This is a genomic window from Enterococcus pseudoavium NBRC 100491 (genome assembly GCF_001544295.1).
Lineage (GTDB): Bacteria > Bacillota > Bacilli > Lactobacillales > Enterococcaceae > Enterococcus_A > Enterococcus_A pseudoavium.
Window position 1 is genome coordinate 1 of sequence record NZ_BCQF01000038.1, and the last position, 15,607, is coordinate 15,607.

The 15,607-nt window shown below is 38.4% G+C and carries 14 protein-coding genes, 1 pseudogene and 1 riboswitch; of the genes and pseudogenes, 2 read left to right on the forward strand and 13 right to left on the reverse strand.

Annotated features, from left to right (window positions below):
* Nucleotides 1-8: 8 nt before the first annotated feature.
* The 12 genes and pseudogenes from dnaJ to EP1_RS12495 form a co-directional block, all read right to left on the reverse strand.
* The gene (gene dnaJ / locus EP1_RS12440) at nucleotides 9-1,163 is read right to left on the reverse strand and encodes a molecular chaperone DnaJ (RefSeq protein ID WP_067627945.1); all 1,155 of its coding nucleotides are present in this window, start codon (nucleotides 1,161-1,163) and stop codon (nucleotides 9-11) included.
* A gap of 252 nt (nucleotides 1,164-1,415) precedes the next feature.
* Nucleotides 1,416-3,245: a molecular chaperone DnaK gene (dnaK, locus tag EP1_RS12445; RefSeq protein ID WP_067627948.1), complete on the reverse strand. Its 1,830-nt coding sequence runs from the start codon at nucleotides 3,243-3,245 to the stop codon at nucleotides 1,416-1,418.
* A gap of 51 nt (nucleotides 3,246-3,296) precedes the next feature.
* A complete protein-coding gene (grpE, locus tag EP1_RS12450; RefSeq protein ID WP_083507553.1) occupies nucleotides 3,297-3,857 on the reverse strand; it encodes a nucleotide exchange factor GrpE in 561 nt (186 codons plus the stop codon).
* A gap of 30 nt (nucleotides 3,858-3,887) precedes the next feature.
* Nucleotides 3,888-4,928 carry a heat-inducible transcriptional repressor HrcA gene (gene hrcA / locus EP1_RS12455; RefSeq protein WP_067627951.1) on the reverse strand — a complete coding sequence of 347 codons (1,041 nt, stop codon included), beginning with the start codon at nucleotides 4,926-4,928 and terminating at the stop codon, nucleotides 3,888-3,890.
* Nucleotides 4,929-5,050: 122 nt separating this feature from the next.
* Nucleotides 5,051-6,199 carry a radical SAM family heme chaperone HemW gene (gene hemW / locus EP1_RS12460; RefSeq protein WP_067627954.1) on the reverse strand — a complete coding sequence of 383 codons (1,149 nt, stop codon included), beginning with the start codon at nucleotides 6,197-6,199 and terminating at the stop codon, nucleotides 5,051-5,053.
* A gap of 173 nt (nucleotides 6,200-6,372) precedes the next feature.
* Nucleotides 6,373-7,269 carry an LPXTG cell wall anchor domain-containing protein gene (locus EP1_RS12465; RefSeq protein WP_167540761.1) on the reverse strand — a complete coding sequence of 299 codons (897 nt, stop codon included), beginning with the start codon at nucleotides 7,267-7,269 and terminating at the stop codon, nucleotides 6,373-6,375.
* A 120-nt stretch (nucleotides 7,270-7,389) separates the two neighbouring features.
* Nucleotides 7,390-8,046, reverse strand: a complete 657-nt coding sequence (gene tenA, locus EP1_RS12470) for a thiaminase II (protein ID WP_067627980.1) — start codon at nucleotides 8,044-8,046, stop codon at nucleotides 7,390-7,392.
* A 157-nt stretch (nucleotides 8,047-8,203) separates the two neighbouring features.
* A riboswitch (TPP riboswitch) is annotated at nucleotides 8,204-8,295 on the reverse strand.
* Between the two features lie 87 nt (nucleotides 8,296-8,382).
* Nucleotides 8,383-8,601 carry a hypothetical protein gene (locus EP1_RS12475; protein WP_067627960.1) on the reverse strand — a complete coding sequence of 73 codons (219 nt, stop codon included), beginning with the start codon at nucleotides 8,599-8,601 and terminating at the stop codon, nucleotides 8,383-8,385.
* Nucleotide 8,602: 1 nt separating this feature from the next.
* On the reverse strand, nucleotides 8,603-8,857 hold the full coding sequence (locus EP1_RS12480; protein ID WP_067627962.1) for a hypothetical protein: 255 nt from the start codon (nucleotides 8,855-8,857) through the stop codon (nucleotides 8,603-8,605).
* Between the two features lie 472 nt (nucleotides 8,858-9,329).
* On the reverse strand, nucleotides 9,330-9,851 hold the full coding sequence (locus EP1_RS12485) for a PadR family transcriptional regulator (RefSeq protein WP_067627965.1): 522 nt from the start codon (nucleotides 9,849-9,851) through the stop codon (nucleotides 9,330-9,332).
* A 17-nt stretch (nucleotides 9,852-9,868) separates the two neighbouring features.
* Nucleotides 9,869-10,711 carry a sialate O-acetylesterase gene (locus tag EP1_RS12490; RefSeq protein ID WP_067627969.1) on the reverse strand — a complete coding sequence of 281 codons (843 nt, stop codon included), beginning with the start codon at nucleotides 10,709-10,711 and terminating at the stop codon, nucleotides 9,869-9,871.
* Between the two features lie 157 nt (nucleotides 10,712-10,868).
* A pseudogene (locus EP1_RS12495) lies at nucleotides 10,869-12,250 on the reverse strand (gluconokinase).
* A gap of 338 nt (nucleotides 12,251-12,588) precedes the next feature.
* Between EP1_RS12495 and EP1_RS12500 the strand changes: the two are divergent.
* Both EP1_RS12500 and EP1_RS12505 read left to right on the forward strand, forming a co-directional pair.
* Complete coding sequence (locus EP1_RS12500; protein ID WP_067627971.1) at nucleotides 12,589-13,035, forward strand: DUF3290 domain-containing protein; 447 nt, start codon at nucleotides 12,589-12,591, stop codon at nucleotides 13,033-13,035.
* A gap of 14 nt (nucleotides 13,036-13,049) precedes the next feature.
* Nucleotides 13,050-13,685: a DUF421 domain-containing protein gene (locus tag EP1_RS12505; RefSeq protein WP_067627974.1), complete on the forward strand. Its 636-nt coding sequence runs from the start codon at nucleotides 13,050-13,052 to the stop codon at nucleotides 13,683-13,685.
* Between the two features lie 1,666 nt (nucleotides 13,686-15,351).
* On the opposite strand, the gene EP1_RS12510 is transcribed toward EP1_RS12505, so the two are convergent.
* Nucleotides 15,352-15,607 (reverse strand): LPXTG cell wall anchor domain-containing protein (locus tag EP1_RS12510; protein WP_157065599.1); only part of this gene is annotated, 256 nt, incomplete at its 5' end.

Genomic DNA, 15,607 nt, shown 5'->3' on the forward strand with positions numbered 1-15,607 from the left:
TGCTTAACTTATTTCTTTCCACCAAAAGCATCTTTCATTTTACCAAAGAAGCCTTCTTCTTTTTGTTCGCTGACTGTTTGTCCACCTGCTTCAGCAAATGCGCGTAACGCTTCACGTTGTTTATCATTCAAGTTCTTCGGTGTCACAATTTTTACCGTCACTTGTTGATCCCCATTCGTATTGCCACGTAGTCTTGGAGCACCTTTGCCCCGCAATCTGAATTTTGCACCGGTTTGTGTCCCAGCAGGAATCTTCAATTTCACATCTCCATGAACCGTTGGAATATTGATTTCATCCCCTAAAGCGGCTTGGACGAAACTTAATGGCAGTGTATAGTAAATCTCTGCGCCGTCCCGGTCAAAAATATCACTTTGTTTTACCTTAAAGACTACATACAGATCCCCGTAAGGCCCACCATTGACACCAGCTTCACCTTGATCAGCCAAACGCATTTGTTGACCATCTTCCACTCCAGCAGGAACTTTTACCTTGACTGTGTGTGGACGCTTTTCGTGACCAGTACCTTGACAAGTTGGACATGGATCTTTGATTTCTTTTCCCGTTCCATGACAAACATCACACGTTTGACGACTCATTACGCGGCCAAGCGGGGTTTGATGTTCAACATTGATCGTACCTGAACCATGACATTTATGGCAGACTTCAGGTTCTGTTCCAGGTTTCGCACCATTTCCGTGACAAGTGTGACAAGTTTCTTCACGGTTGTATTTGATGTCTTTTTCCACACCAAAAATCGCTTCTTCAAATTCCAAATTGATTGAATATTGAAGATCTGCTCCTTGTCTAGGCGCTTTGGGATCAGCTTGACGACCGCCACCGCCGCCGAAGAAGGATTCAAAAATATCCTCAAATCCAAAACCTCCCGCGCCACCAAATCCACCAGCACCGCTGAAGCCACCACCGGCACCAAAGTTCGGATCCGTGCCTGCGTGTCCATATTGGTCATAAGCCGCTCGTTTTTGTGGATCGCTTAAGATTTCATAAGCTTCAGAAATTTCTTTAAACTTTTCTTCAGCATCAGGCTCTTTATTAATATCTGGATGATATTGCTTGGAAAGCTTGCGATATGCCTTTTTTATCTCATCATCCGAAGCACCTTTTTGTACCCCAAGGACTTCGTAATAATCCCGTTTTGTAGCCATTGGCTTCCCTCCATAATTTCATAGAATCGTTAGTATTGTATCATACTCAAAATCGATACGATACTTTTCTTAGTCTTTTTCTAAAAAGTTCCACTTCTCTTAAGCACATTTTTATACGAGCGCTACTATCAGTAGACTGCTACACTAGTATTGATTAAAAAATGGACAAGTTCTGGATACTTCTTAGCAAAGCTACCAATTTTGAAAGAAAAAAGGCCAAAGTGATGACTTTGGCCTTTATCAACGAATCAATTATTTGTCGTCATCGTTAACTTCTTCAAAATCAGCATCTACGACATCATCCGCGCCGCCTTGTGCTGCGTTTGGATCAGCTTCTGTTTGTTGTTGCGCTGCTTGTTCGTAAAGTTTCACTGTTAAGTTTTGTACGATTTCGTTTAATGCATCGCGTTTTTCTTTCATTTGGTCGATATCATTTGCTTCAACCGCTGCTTTTAATTCATCACGAGCGTCTTCGGCTTTCTTAACTTCGTCTGCATCGACTTTTCCTTCTAACTCTTTCAATGTTTTATCAACAGAGAATAGCAAAGCGTCAACGTCATTACGTAGGTCTACTTCTTCTTTACGGGCTTTGTCAGCATCCGCATTAGCTTCCGCATCTTTCACCATACGTTCGATTTCTTCGTCAGATAAACCAGATGAAGATTTAATTGTAATTTTTTGTTCTTTTTGCGTGCCAAGGTCTTTCGCAGATACATTTACGATCCCGTTTTTATCGATATCGAAAGTAACTTCGATTTGAGGGATTCCACGAGGTGCTGCTGGAATATCTGTTAATTGGAAACGACCTAAAGTTTTATTATCAGCCGCCATTGGACGTTCACCTTGTAAGACGTGAATGTCTACTGCTGGTTGATTGTCTGCTGCTGTTGAGAAGACTTGTGATTTACTTGTTGGGATAGTTGTGTTGCGGTCAATTAATTTTGTGAACACGCCACCCATTGTTTCGATCCCTAATGATAATGGTGTAACGTCTAGTAAGACAACATCCTTCACATCACCAGTGATAACCCCACCTTGGATTGCTGCACCCATGGCAACTACTTCATCTGGGTTGACTGATTTGTTAGGTTCTTTACCAGTTTCTTTACGAACAGCTTCAACGACTGCTGGAATACGTGTAGAACCACCAACTAAGATTACTTCGTCAACTTCTGATTGAGATAAACCGGCATCTTTCAATGCTTGACGAACCGGAGCTTTTGTCCGTTCAACTAAGTCAGCTGTAATTTCATCAAATTTGGCACGAGATAATGTTGTTTCTAAGTGTAATGGACCAGCATCGCCAGCTGTGATAAATGGTAAGCTGATTTGAGTTGAGCTGACACCTGATAAATCTTTTTTCGCTTTTTCAGCAGCATCTTTCAAACGTTGCATTGCCATTTTATCTTTAGATAAGTCAATACCATTTGCTTGTTTGAAATCAGCTACTAAGTAATCGATGATCTTGTTATCGAAGTCATCCCCACCTAGACTGTTATCACCAGCAGTAGATAATACGTCGAATACGCCGTCACCTAGTTCAAGGATTGATACGTCAAATGTACCACCACCAAGGTCAAATACTAAGATTTTTTCATCTTTATCTGTTTTGTCTAAACCATAAGCTAAGGCAGCTGCAGTTGGTTCGTTAACGATCCGTTCAACTTCTAAACCAGCGATTTTACCAGCGTCTTTAGTCGCTTGACGTTGTGAGTCGTTAAAGTATGCAGGAACTGTAATAACTGCTTTTTCGACTTTTTCGCCTAAGTAATCTTCAGCGAAACCTTTAATGTATTGTAAAACCATTGCTGAAATTTCTTGTGGTGTGTATGATTTTCCATCAGCTTCTACTTTATAGCCAGCTTCACCCATATGACGTTTGATTGATGAAATAGTGTTAGGGTTAGTCACTGCTTGACGTTTTGCAACTTCCCCAACTTGAATTTCGCCATTTTTAAATGATACAACAGATGGTGTTGTACGATTTCCTTCAGGATTTGTAATGATTTTAGCTTCTCCGCCTTCTAAGACTGCTACAGCAGAGTTAGTTGTACCTAAGTCAATACCGATAATTTTACTCATAGTTGAAAATCCCCTTTTTCGTTTTATATATTTATTTGTGGTTTACATAGTTTATTGAGCCACGATGACCATTGCAGGACGCAATACCCGATCGTGTAGCTGATAGCCCTTTTGCAAAACATTGACGATTGTCTCTGCTTTGTGATCATCATCCGCCGCTACCGTCTGAACGGCCTGGTGCAGATTCGGATCGAAGGTCTCGCCTTCAGCTTTGATTTCTGTGATACCTTCTTCTTTTAATGCAACTGTCAAACTTTCAAGCACCATTTCCACGCCTTTTTTCAGGCTGGCAGCTTGCTCGTCCGTCGCTTCAGTTGCTAGGGCTCTTTCTAAATTGTCGATCGCCGGCAATAACTTTTTGCCAAGATCTTGTGAACGGTAACGAATCAATTGTTCTCGCTCATTTTTGTTACGGTTGGACATATTTGCGATCTCCGCGCGAGCTCGCAAGAATTTGTCTTCCATCTCGCTGAACTTGCTTGTTAATTCCTCAACCTCAGAAACTTCAGGAATATCGATACCCTCTGTTTCAGTTGCTTCAAGCTCTTCCAACTCTTCTTGCATTTCTTGTTTTTCTTTTGTTTCGTCTTGTGTCTCTTTCTTTGCCACTATGCGTACTTCCTTTCTTTTTAGGAACCGTTTCTAGTGATATAAATCCAATGAACGATAGTAATCGTCCAATGCATTTGTCAACTCATATCGAAATACTTCCAATAAACCAAAGATTTTTGAATATGGCATCGACGTTGGTCCCAGCAAAGCGATGGTTCCTCGTCCATGTCCCCGAATCTCGTAATTGGCTTGAATCATACTTAAATGATCAAACAAATCGTTCCCAAGTTCTGTCCCGATCCGGACATGAATGTTGTTATCGGATGGCAACAGCAACTGGGTTAACTCATCAGAATTTTGCATCAAGGAATACATCGACTTCACATGATTAAAATCTTGATCGGGATTAAAATTCAAAATATTCATCCGGCCACTTACAAACACTTTATCCTCAAAGGCATCATTTAAAATCACATCAAACAAATGCCCGATTCCTTCTGTTGCTTGAAAATAGCGGTGCAAAATCATTGGAATCTCGGTTCTTAATTTTTGGTAAACACTCACCAACGGCTGACCGACTAAACGATCATTGATGATTCGAACCATCTTTTCCAAGTCTTGACTCTCGACATTTTCCGGTATCCGAAATACTTGACTCTCAACGTTTCCTTTATCAGTCACGATAATGGCTAAGATTTGGTGATCGTTCAAAGGAACGATCCGAAACCCTGTCAACGTTCGGTCTTTCATCTCAGGACCAAGTGAAAACGCCGTATAGCTAGTCACTTGTGAAAGAATTTTGGCAGACTGCTGAATGATATCATCAATTTCATGGATATCTTTCTTTAGCGAGCTGCGAATTTGATCTACCTCTTGATTGCTCACCTTTGCAGGCGTTAAAAGGTGATCCACGTAATAACGATAGCCTAAAAGTGATGGGATACGTCCAGAAGAAGAATGTGTCTTCTCTAACAACCCTAGCGCCTCTAAAGCTTTCATATCATTGCGGATAGTTGCGGAACTTGCTTCTACGCCTTCTTCCATCAAACTTTTTGACCCGACTGGTTGTCCGGTATTAGTAAAGTCTTTGATGATTAAGCTGAGAATCAGTTTTTGTCTTTCCGTTAACATTCTTCTCATCCTTTAGTTAGCACTCTTTCTTTTTAAGTGCTAACTCGATTATTAATATACCAACATCTGCCAAATAAGTCAAGTAAAAAAGCTAAAAAATTAGCACTCTAATATCTAGAGTGCTAATTTTCTTTATTCAATAAAAATTCTGCAAAAACATCGTTCCCGCGAAATAATCCTTCTCTCGTTAGTGCCACCCGTGAATCAGTCTCGGTAATCAGCCCGCGTGTTTTTAACTGCTGGATAACTTGTCCATAGACCGCTGAGAGGCTTTGACCAAACCGTGCTTCAAATTCTGCTTTATTGACTCCTACAATTTTTCTTAAGCCCAGAAACATTTCTTCTTCGATTTGTTCTGCTTGTGATAAAAACTCTTCTTCTAACAAGGGGAGCCGTTCTTCCTTCAAAGCCTTTAAATAATGTTGGATGGGCCCACGATTTTTGTAGCGACGATTATCAAGGTATCCACTAGCACCCGCCCCTAGTCCGAAATAATTTTGATTGTTCCAATAGACTAAATTGTGCTGACTCTCAAAACCCGGTTTGGCAAAATTACTGATTTCGTATTGTTTTCTGCCAGCTTTTTCCATCGCATCGATCGTCTCGGCGTACATTTGGGCTTCTAGCTCCTGCTCAGGCAATTGCATTTTTCCTCGACGTACCCAGTTCATAAACATTGTCTGATTTTCCAAGATCAATGAATATAATGCATAGTGAGGTAAATCCAATGCCAATGCGCGTGTCACTGTATCGCGAAAACTTTCCAAAGTTTGACCTGGCAATGCATAAATCAAATCGATCGTCACGTTTTGGAAATCTTTTTCTTCTAATAGTCGGATTGTATCATAAACATCCTGAGCAGTATGTTTGCGACCAATTTTTTTTAGCAATCGATCATCAAACGTTTGAACCCCCATTGACAAACGATTAACGCCAAAATTTTTCATGACTGCTAATTTGTCGGCCGTTAGATCTCCAGGATTGGCCTCCACTGTAAACTCGCCATTCTGATAAGGAAGAATTTCTCGTAATCCGCTCAATAAACGCTCCAATTGGGCAGCATTCAATGATGTTGGTGTGCCACCACCAACGTAGAGTGTCTCCATCTTGTCGACAGGGTGTTCAAGCAAAGCCAGTTTGGCTTCTTTCAAAAGAGCTTCAATATATTCATCCACTGGCTGACCTTCAAGAAAAACCTTATTAAAGTCGCAGTAGTAACAAATATGTTCACAAAAAGGGATGTGAACATAGGCTGACGTAGATTGTGTCATGGTATTCCTCTTTCTTCTGCTGTTTAGTATCCAGAGGTATTCTAACACAGATTTCGTCGAAGAACTTTCTTCTCGCTTAATCAACTCAAGCAAAAAACAAATTCAGCTCTTTTATTCACAGAAAAAAACAACTGGTCTAAATCAAACCAGTTGTTTTTTTTCTAGCAAATTTTTTAGTGATAATACTTACGTACAAAGTAAACAACCAGCCCACTAACAAGTGCTAAGCCGCTTAAAAAAAGCAAGCCATTTGATTGGTCATTGGTTTTCGGAAAAGCCGTGATTCCTTGCGCCGGTTGAGTATTTTTATCTAACGTCTCATCATCTACCTTGATCGTTGAATTTGTGTTTTGTGTTTGGTTGACTGTTGATTTTTCCGCAGCCAGATCATCTCCAGCAGAATCGATTACAGCTTTGACCCGATTGACTGCTCCAGCGACTTCATCCGTTTGATTTCCTTTTTCATCGCCAGTCGTTTCTAAGCTACCTGATCCAGCCACAAATTTTTGTTGAATCGCTTGACCGCTTGTTTTTACTTGAGAAACATTTTGTTCGATCTCTGCTTGATCAGCTTTTAACTGTGCCTGCAATTTCTCCGCATCAGCGACTTTTTTATTAAAATCTGCCCGTGCTTCGTCCAATTGTTCTTGTGCACGTGACCAAGTATCTTCGACAACCAAACGGCCTTCTTCTAGGTGGCCGTTTGTTTCGGCGATATGCTGTTGAACTTTAGAGTGGTCTTGATCCAGCTGATTTTGCCAATTTTCAAAATCATTATGAAGGTCTTCCTGTCTTACTTTCCTTCGTTGACGGGCATCAGCCAAATCTTTAGCAATCTGTTTTTGGCGTTCTTCAAATTGTTCGTGAGCGGATTTTAACTGCTCAGCAATTTCTCCTTGATGTCTTACTAATTCGACTTCGTTAGTCTTTTCCACGATTACTGAGGTGGATTCTGAAGTAAGGCCATCAGCCAAGCTGACAGTCGGAAACAAAATCAATCCGCCGAAAAGTGCGGCCAAAACAGTTCCTCGTGCAATTCCACTTTTAGTACCAATATTTATGTGTATCATCTGACTCATTCCTCTCGCCGCTCATTATAAACAGAGAAAGTCCCATTTGTTAATAAACAAATGGGATGATTTGTCTAAAAAAATAGGCTAGAAATTTAGCACAAGGCTTCGTATCTTCATTTACCACTTCTCCAGTTTCATAGCCATCTCCCAAAAAGCAAACTCCATTTTGCTGCTGATAACAAAGGATTCAATCATTTGCTGTTGTTCTTGTTGCGGACTCTGGTGATACAATCGATCCAATAATAGACATTCCTTTTGAACTTCCGCTGCAGCAGATTCACCAGCATACGTTTCAATCCAACGTTGATAGATAGAATCAGGTGAACCTACTTCAATCAACCGAGCACCGATCTCTTGATAAAGCCAAGCACAAGGCAGCATACCAGCAAAAGCTGTATTGGGTGTACCATCTAACAATTGACGATACATGTGCGAAACATAATGATAGGCCGTCGGAGCAATCGGCGTCTCTAGGATTTCTTTTTCGCTAATCGCTAATTCCGAAAAAAATTCTTCGCGAATCGCCAGCTCCCCTAATTTCAAGTTTTCCGCATTCTGTTTTAGTTGTTTACGTACTTCAGCATCTTTCGTTTGTTGTGCGATATAACCATATAATTTACTAAAATGTTCTAAATAATAGCGATCTTGCAACAAATAATAACGAAAAACTTCTGTTTCTAAATCTCCTGCAACCAGCGATTTGATAAAAGGATGTTCAAAACTTCCTTCCCAAAAAGGGGCCGCTTTTTCCCGTGCCAGCTTTGTAAATGTCATCATTTCATTTCTCCTTCTTTTTATGGATAGCTCGGCTCAACTAAGGATTTTCTTATCCCATCACAAAAAACCTCCTTTATTCAAAAAAGAAAAGGAGGCTTTCTACAAAAGTTTGCACAATAAAACCCGACCACAAAAAAGTTGTCGGGTGCAAATTTCTAAAAACAGTACACATTCCCTGCGCCAGTCCTAACTGTTTCAGGTTCAATGGGTATAATCTCAGCTTCAAAAGCACCCCTAGTGTCATTCGATTATTAAAAGTATATCATACCTATATAAAAAATACATCACTATTTAAACAACCTGACGTTTACTAGCGTTTTGACTAAAAAAAAATTAGCAGTCTAACCCTAATTCTTCATGGACATATAAAAACATTTCCTCATTTTCATCAATTAAATTATAGAAGTATTTTAATTGCTCGTCTTTACTCGCTGTTATAAATGCCTCCTGTAAGTCCAGACATTTTTGGATGGCAAGAATCCAGATATCAGCAATAAATTCATCACACATCTTTTGATGAATAATACTGAGATTATAAGTATTTACCGGCATATTACTCCACCTCCTTTCGTTCTTTTCCAGACCGAAAGATGGCTATTAATCCTTGTGTGCCTACCGTCAAATCCATTTCCATCCCTTTGATTTTTCTACCATGTTCTGAAGCATAATAATACAATTGATCCACGTTCCAGCCTTTCGCAGCAAGTGTGACCATTTCTAAACATAACTTATTCACTTTCATTTCAACTTCAGGTGTTGCATACACCATCACGGGTGCATAGCAACAGATGTTTTTTAATTGATCCATCGCAATCATCCCCCTTTCAGTATAACAATAAATAATCCTTTCAAACTGGCTGAATTCCCCCAAGATCTTTTAAAAAATGAAAGAAAATACAACGGACCTACTCTCCGTTGAACTTTTGGCGTTTAAATAATAAATAAGCAAAACTATTCTTTTAATTAATATTTTCTGACACTTTCAAATCATAAAAATCTCCTGATCAATCAACCGGAGATAGAATTAAAAATAAATAATTCTAACCATTCACCTAAAGAAATCACTGAAAAAAATAAGCAGCATTTCTGTAATAGAAATACTGCTTAGTCTCATTAGAGGTAATAGATTGCTTTATCATCGGTAAACTTTATTGCTTATTGGATGGGGTCCTTTATAAGAGCGGATGCTAAAATATTTGACTTTTCACTCCCAAGCATCTTTGATAGACTACTTCCAATACTTAGGTCCTAGCTAGTCGGAGGTCTCAGTTCCTGTGAATTTAGTTATTATATTCATTTAATTGCTCTTGAAACCAAGCAAGATTCACTTCATGATGGTGCTTTGAATTTTCCATCATTTTGACAAAGTTTCTTCGCAGTGAATTTGGTGTTTTCAGTGCGTCATCAATCAATTGAATTTTTTCTTTAGTTTGATCAATCTGTTTGGCCAAAATTTCTTTCATGACTTCCGGCTCTACTTGATCAACGAAGACCATCGGCGTATAAAAAGGAAAGGTGATGGGTTCGCTTTTACTACCATACTTTAAAAAAAGACGTTCGAATTCTCTCTCCCCTAATTCAGTGAGAAAATAACGATTTTTTCCCTTTTCCTCAAGGTTCGTATTTGTCACTACTTTTTCGATCATACCTTTTTCTTCTAGTTGCTGCATATTATAATAGAAGGAACCTTTCGTAAAACGAACAAAATATTGAAAGTAATTGGCTTCCATGTCTGCTAATAATTCATAACCATAAGATTCTGGCCGTTCCTTTAATAACCCCAAAATCAAAAGCGGGATCATTCTTCCACCTCTTTCAATTATTTGACAATCTCAGCATATTTTTCCATGAACTTCTGATAATTGATCTTTCCAGTTGCAAAATCACGACTCAACAAGTAGATTTTTTCATTTTGGGTCGTTTCTCGGCCATAGATTTTACTCAATCTTTCGTCTTCATCCCCCATAGCCTGGAGAATATCTGCTCTTTTTGAAAATGCTTCGTAATAACGAATCCCGAATTGTCTTTGTGAATCTGCACTGATGTGAATTCCATCCGGATTCGCTGCTAAATTTTCTGCACTGACTAAATAACTATTTTCTTCCTCAGACACAACTTTTGCTATTTCTTGATTGATTTCAGAAAATTCTGTGGCACTTAATCCAAAACCATTTTTTCCAAGGAAATCTGGCAATTTGCCAACAATAATAGGTAACTTAGGCAAATCCAGTTCCTCCCGCAGATGTTTAAACACGGCCTTCAATTTTTTCCCATAGTTTGTATAATGCTCATTTAGACTATCATTTTCACCTTGATGCCATAGGATTCCAATTAGTTCACTTGTTTCCATCGCGAACTTAGCCTCAGAAATAGCATGGCGCATCAACATTTGATTGGCCGCCCATTCATCTATTGAACTGCCCCCTTCCGCACAAGGAATTAATCCAAGTTTTTCTCCTGGATGATCTTGTGACCAAGCTGCGGCAAACGATGCGGCGGGGCCAACTCCCGCCACTTCACGATCATTATGAATCGGTTCAGCCATCATTTGCCAACGCCCATTTCGTAACATTTCGATGTTTTCGTTATAAATCGCCGGAACTTCATTCAGAAATCCCCGACCAGCCATATTAGATTGGCCAATTAATAAAATTGATTTCATTTCTCCACCTCAAATATCATTATTTTAACCATCATAGTCTAATTAGACTAAAGTGTCAATTAATGAACTTTCTGATCTTCAAAATAAAAAAGAACTTCACAATAAGGAAGTTCTTTAATCGGATTTTCTATCTATCAGCCTCATTTTCATCTCTAAATCAGTCGAAATAGCCACGAGCAAGCCGTTGGTAGATACTACTCTTGCGTGGATCAGGCATAAATACGTTTTGCGCTTCTGCTTCTAATTGCCCAGGCTGCTCTAATAAATAATATAAACCAAAAATCGGTTCATTTTGCGGCGCGTAATAGCAATCAACGCCAAAAATATCGGCCGCCAATTGACCTAATGCGGGTGTTTGGAAGAATCCCCCACTAACAGATAGTGATTCATCTTGTGCGACAAGTTCCACCAACTGGCGAATGTTTATTAGAACTCCCTCGATTACACTTCTCAACATATCCGAGCGTGTGTGCTGCAACGTCAAATCACGGAAGCCTCCTTTGATTTCGTTACTCCAATAAGGCAAGGCGCCCGTTCCCCGTTTAAATAGGGCCAGAAACGCAGACCTTTCGCTCCTATCGTCGTTTCTTTTAATAAAGTCGGTAGCATCTGATAAAATTGAGCAGGATGGTCTGCTAGATGATTGGCCGCCCACGCCAAAACAACACCACCGTTATTAGACGGTGCTCCACTAACCAGCAAATCCTCATTTAAATAGTAGCAAAAATTTTGTTTCTCCTGATCCAAGTGAATTGCATTAGTGATCTGACGTACCGCCGCACTTGTTCCAATCGTCAAACTAGCGGATCTACCAGTCGAATAATAACTGGCATACGCGGCTAGTGTCCCATCACTTGCTCCGATAACGACTTGTGTGTCAGCAGAAAAATCAAATAGATCGCGTATTTTAGGCAGCAGCTTAAATGCCTGATTGGTATCAACTAGTTGCGCTAACTGCTCCGCATTAATTCCGAGATAATCAAGGATTTCATCACTCCATTGTTTTTTCTTCAAATCAAACAAACCTGTAGCTGAGGCGGTAGAGTAATCAATAACAAAATTTCCAGTAAAATACTCCATAATCAATTCTTTGAGGCCGTACCAATGAGTTTCTGCTGGATACAATTTCTTTTCTTGGAAATAAAGCAGCTTGGCAAACGGAGACATTGCATGAATCGGTGTACCGGAAATCTCATAAAAATGTGTCGCTAAATTCGTTTGCTTAAAGCGATCAATCGTTTCCGCCGCCTGCAGATCCGACCATAAAAAAATTTGTTTTTTACCATCATCGGGCATTAAACTGTGCATCGCAGTACTGAAACCAATCGTTGTAATCTGCTGTCTGAGCTGTTGTGGCATTGCTGAAATTCCTGCCTGTAAACTGGCTAAAAGTTCTTCACCAGCTTGATATTTGATTCGTTCATCACCATAAGTTTGCAGCGGCAATTCACTTGAGTAAATTAGCTGATTTTCCTGAATTATACCTAATTTAATCGCGGTTGTTCCGATATCTATTCCTAAAAAAATTGACAAAATTATTCATCCTTTACACAGGCGTGCTCGCCAAACTGATTGCGCAATATCACGATAAGTTCCTCACCTATCTTATCATAATCCTTTTGAAACAAAACGCATCATATGCAATTGTGGAATCATGGGTAGCTTTACTTTTAAACGTATAACTTCTTTCATTACCAAAAAGGAGGCACATAATCACTGAAATCGTTGATTTATGTGCCAATCAGATTTAACTAGACTGTTGCTGATAGCGGGAAAATTGTATTCGCTTAACGAGAATAGTATATTTAAAGAAACCATTACTTTTAAATCTGTCTCTATCATGTTTAATAGCAGGCAGATTCATTGGAGGAATTATCATGACTTTTTATGGCATCGAGTATTTAAAGAGCCAATCTGGTCTCAATAATTATTTTAAATATTTTTTGATTTTTGGGATCTTGATCTTATTGGTTATTGCATTTAGTTTATATTTGCGTCATCGGCTGGAAACAAAATATCGGGACTTATCGCTGATTTCCTTGCTATTATTATTATTTATTTTGGGAGTTCAATATTCAGACTATAATCAAAATCAATCGCGCACTTCTCAATCTTCTCAAATGGTAGCCGTGGTAGAAAGACTAGCGCAAGAATATAATGTTCCCACAAATGATATCTTGGTTAATTCAACTCAATTAACCGATGGTACAATCGTAAAACTTAAAGATAACTATTATCGGATTACTCTGAATGCCGATGGCGCTTCCTTTATTCTACAACACACACATTTAGTAAATTCGGATACTACGACTGTCTTAAAATAACGGGGGTAAAAACAATGCAATTATATGAACCAATTATCTTAAAATTAGGCTTAGGTATTTTATGCCTGATTTTTCAAATCAATATTATGGGAAAAGGGAATCTTTCGCCTTCTTCTGCAATGGATCAAGTTCAGAATTATGTGTTGGGGGGAATTATCGGTGGTGTCATTTATAATGATGCCATCAGCACCCTACAATTCGTTTTGGTATTACTTATTTGGACCTTGCTTGTCTTAACGATGAAATTTTTTAAAGAGCACAATCGCTACGTTAAACAAGTTATTGACGGTAGTCCGACAATTTTAATCAAAAACGGCAAAATCAATGTAAAATCCTGCTTACGACGTGGCATCTCAGCCAACGAGTTAATGTTTAAACTTCGGGTTAATGGGATTTACGAAATTGAATCGGTGAAAAGTGCTGTATTAGAGCAAAATGGTCAACTAACGGTGATTGAATTTGGCGATGAAAATATTCGATTTCCAATTATTGTTGATGGTCAGGCGAACTATGATGTCCTTGAATTGATCAACAAAAACATTGATTGGTTAACTACCCAAGCCCAAGAAAACGGATTTTCACAAATTGGGGAAGTATATCTGGGAGAATATAACGCTGGTGAGATAAAACTTTATGGCTACAATGATTAGATTGAAGGAATCGTCACAAAAATATTTTTGCTAAGGCTCTTTTTGTTAACAAAAAAAAAACGAGCTCCCCATAATAGGAAGATCGTTAAAATCTGCTTGAACAGAATTTTGATTATTCTGCAGCGTTTGTATCCTTGAGACCGTATTGAGAGCTGGACTGCTTTCTGATAGTACCTGACAGTTAGAAAATAGCTTTAATACTAGGTTCTTGAAGAATTACAAAACCTAATAAACTTCAACGAAATTTGATTGATAAGGTCAAAAGCATAGTAAAAAATGCACGCCCGTATATTTTTGAAAATTTGAGACATTTTACGTGCTTTCTTAAGACTTAGCTCAGTTTCCATTCTGTTCGATTAAATTCAAAATGATTTGATATCACTGATATTTAAAGCCCAAATTTATAAAATGACTTCTAAATATTTGAGTGTAGTCTATATTTCCAATACACGAATAGTTTTTCTTTCGACAAAAATTAATAGATTGTTCAACAAAGATAAAGTACTTTTACCTGATTGTTAAATTCATTACTTTTAATATTTTTGTTACTAAAACCCTATACAAGTGTGATATTCTTTAACTAGATTAAAAATTATATGGAGGGTGCTATATTGGAACGGGAAATAATTAAGTTATTTTCTCCACAAGATTTAATTGAACAATATAGGCAAACTCCTTATTTTAAGTTTAGATTCGGTGCCGTCAACTGGGAGAACAAAAAGAATTAGAGCATCATATCGATTGCCAGATAGTAAGGATGTTTTAGTACACTTTGCTGATCAGCAGGTAATTTATTTGCTTTTAGAAAACAAGATCAACAGGGCAAAGTTAATGATTATAAAGCCCCATCTCCGTAAACTGCATAAGCCTCTTCGGTTACTGTAAACATTTGAAATAACGAGGTTATCCCCATCAACCCCGAAATATCGGTTGTTACCAACATGACCATATTCCATTTTTTGCTTTTTTTAAATAGTTTTTCAGCTCTTTCATTTCCTTCACGCTGCATCTTTTCTTAGCTATAATAACCGTTTGTGATTATTATCACCAATTGTGCCACAATTTATGAATACTTCCAATTTTGTTAGAGCTTGTTAATAAACTTATGGATAAAAATATAATTTTTGTAAGCAGCTCAGCTTTCTTTATTTTTATAATAAGTAAAATAACTAGCTAATCTTGATAACTTTTTTGACCACTGTGCATTTCACCCAGAAAATTTAAGCAACACAAGCCACCCACTAATCACTAGCGTTTCGACAATCGATAAAAATCCGAGGTCTTAACCGATGTCATTTAAATACCGATTAATAATCCCCGTCACTCCTAAAGCTGCAATTACTAAAATCCGACTCAGGCTGCTTTCCAGCCAGAAAACGAGAAAAATACCAAGCACTGTTAATAGCAGAACCACGAGTAGATTCAGTAGATAATTGACATCAAACCTAAATATCTTGGCTAAAAGCTGCTATAAACAGATAACCTACTGGATTAATGATCAGAGAACCTTGTGCCGGAAAATTATTCATAAAAAAATCTCAATAATCATTTCGACATATTTATTCTTACGCTATTCTATTTAATAGCAGAACCATCCAAAAAAACAGCGGCAAAAATTAGTTTTTAGACTAACATTTGCGGCTGTTCTGTTTAGCTAATTATTTGATTATGATCTTTGTTTTTTGAACCAGATAAAGCCAGTAGCCAGAACTATCACAAGTCCCATACCCAAATATAGTGGCATATTTACGTCGTTAGTTTTTGGATAGTTGTTCCCGTGTTTGGTTCCCGGTTTGGTTGGTGTTTTTTCTGGTAGCAATTTATTGATAAAGCGTCCGGCAGAAACTGTTGCTGGTTGACCTGCAGCTTTGTCAATGATTGTAAAATCAATTGGTTTAGTATTCAAAACATATCCAGTCGGT

Excerpts from the sequence above, each read along its gene's own strand:
- dnaJ (WP_067627945.1), bottom strand. The coding sequence starts at position 1,163 with ATGGCTACAAAACGGGATTATTACGAAGTCCTTGGGGTACAAAAAGGT.
- dnaK (WP_067627948.1), bottom strand. The coding sequence starts at position 3,245 with ATGAGTAAAATTATCGGTATTGACTTAGGTACAACTAACTCTGCTGTA.
- hrcA (WP_067627951.1), bottom strand. The coding sequence starts at position 4,928 with ATGTTAACGGAAAGACAAAAACTGATTCTCAGCTTAATCATCAAAGAC.
- hemW (WP_067627954.1), bottom strand. The coding sequence starts at position 6,199 with ATGACACAATCTACGTCAGCCTATGTTCACATCCCTTTTTGTGAACAT.
- EP1_RS12465 (WP_167540761.1), bottom strand. The coding sequence starts at position 7,269 with ATGATACACATAAATATTGGTACTAAAAGTGGAATTGCACGAGGAACT.
- tenA (WP_067627980.1), bottom strand. The coding sequence starts at position 8,046 with ATGACATTTACAAAGCTGGCACGGGAAAAAGCGGCCCCTTTTTGGGAA.
- EP1_RS12475 (WP_067627960.1), bottom strand. The coding sequence starts at position 8,601 with ATGCCGGTAAATACTTATAATCTCAGTATTATTCATCAAAAGATGTGT.
- EP1_RS12480 (WP_067627962.1), bottom strand. The coding sequence starts at position 8,857 with ATGGATCAATTAAAAAACATCTGTTGCTATGCACCCGTGATGGTGTAT.
- EP1_RS12485 (WP_067627965.1), bottom strand. The coding sequence starts at position 9,851 with ATGATCCCGCTTTTGATTTTGGGGTTATTAAAGGAACGGCCAGAATCT.
- EP1_RS12490 (WP_067627969.1), bottom strand. The coding sequence starts at position 10,711 with ATGAAATCAATTTTATTAATTGGCCAATCTAATATGGCTGGTCGGGGA.
- EP1_RS12500 (WP_067627971.1), top strand. The coding sequence starts at position 12,589 with ATGACTTTTTATGGCATCGAGTATTTAAAGAGCCAATCTGGTCTCAAT.
- EP1_RS12505 (WP_067627974.1), top strand. The coding sequence starts at position 13,050 with ATGCAATTATATGAACCAATTATCTTAAAATTAGGCTTAGGTATTTTA.